Below are 1035 nucleotides of genomic sequence, written 5' to 3'. Positions count from 1 at the left end.
TAGCCCTTCTGATGATATTTTTCGCATATGCTTCTCCATAAAAAAAGCTCCGCAAAAAGCAGAGCTGGATTAAAAAATTGACATCTTTCTCATTCGGAAAGATAGCTTGGTTAAGCTTCATGTCACTTTTTCATTGGAATAAAAGAAGATTTTTTCTCAACTTTTAATTTCTTTCTTGACAAATATTCGTTTATAAACGAATATACATCATGTTTGAAATACGTCACTACCTTACTTCTGATGGCAAAGACTTGATAGCTGATTGGCTGCGAAAGCTCCGTGATATGCAGGCTAAAACTGCAATTATTCGCCGCCTTAATCGTTTAGAGCAGGGAAACTTTGGCGATTTCAAGCCGCTTCGTGAGGGTGTTCATGAATTGCGTATTAATGTTGGTCCTGGCTACCGAGTTTATTATGTCCAATCTGGAAAGACCGTATTGTTGCTATTATGCGGTGGCAGCAAAAAAACACAAGAGACTGATATCACTCGTGCATGTGCTTGCTGGCGTGATTGGCAAAACCGTGAAGATTAAAGGAGTGCAAAAATGAAAGACCGTAACCATGATGATGCAATGGCAGAAATATTCCGTGATGATCCTGAGTTGGCAGCAGCTACCCTTGATGCAATCCTAGCAGATGGTGATCAGGGTGAGCTGCTTGTAACTCTACGCCAAATGGCCAAAGCTTATGGTGGTGTTCAAGCTGTAGCTAAAGCAGCCAACTTGAACCCAACACAACTTTACCGTACACTTTCAGAAAAAGGTAATCCAGAGTTCCGCAGCTTGAATGCTTTACTGCGTACCATGGGGTTTCGTTTGGCTGTACAGCCTCTTGAACGACCAGTTCCACACGTGTAACTTTAGTTCCACTCCCCACCTTTAAAGATGGGGAAGGGAGGTATTTAAGCAATCATTTTTAATGAGGGGCTCTACATCTAGTTTATAACCTATCATGTATCCTCTTCATCCATATGGATGACGCCTTCGCCTTCGTCGCATGCGTTTTGTGGGGCGTTTGGATCAAGGGTATCATCCT

At 42.2% G+C, this 1035-nt stretch carries 2 protein-coding genes; both read left to right on the top strand.

Features of this window, described 5'->3' with window-relative positions:
* Nucleotides 1–209 precede the first annotated feature (209 nt).
* A complete protein-coding gene (locus ACFIKN_RS02350; RefSeq protein WP_015857128.1) occupies nucleotides 210–533 on the top strand; it encodes a type II toxin-antitoxin system RelE/ParE family toxin in 324 nt (107 codons plus the stop codon).
* A gap of 12 nt (nucleotides 534–545) precedes the next feature.
* On the top strand, nucleotides 546–857 hold the full coding sequence (locus tag ACFIKN_RS02345) for a DNA-binding protein (RefSeq protein WP_208439803.1): 312 nt from the start codon (nucleotides 546–548) through the stop codon (nucleotides 855–857).
* The last annotated feature ends 178 nt before the right edge of the window (nucleotides 858–1035 follow it).

The organism is Bartonella sp. CL436QHHD, from assembly GCF_042195105.1.
Lineage (GTDB): Bacteria > Pseudomonadota > Alphaproteobacteria > Rhizobiales > Rhizobiaceae > Bartonella.
The sequence above is the reverse complement of the archived record's forward strand: the minus strand, read 5'-3'. Positions and strand labels throughout refer to the sequence as shown.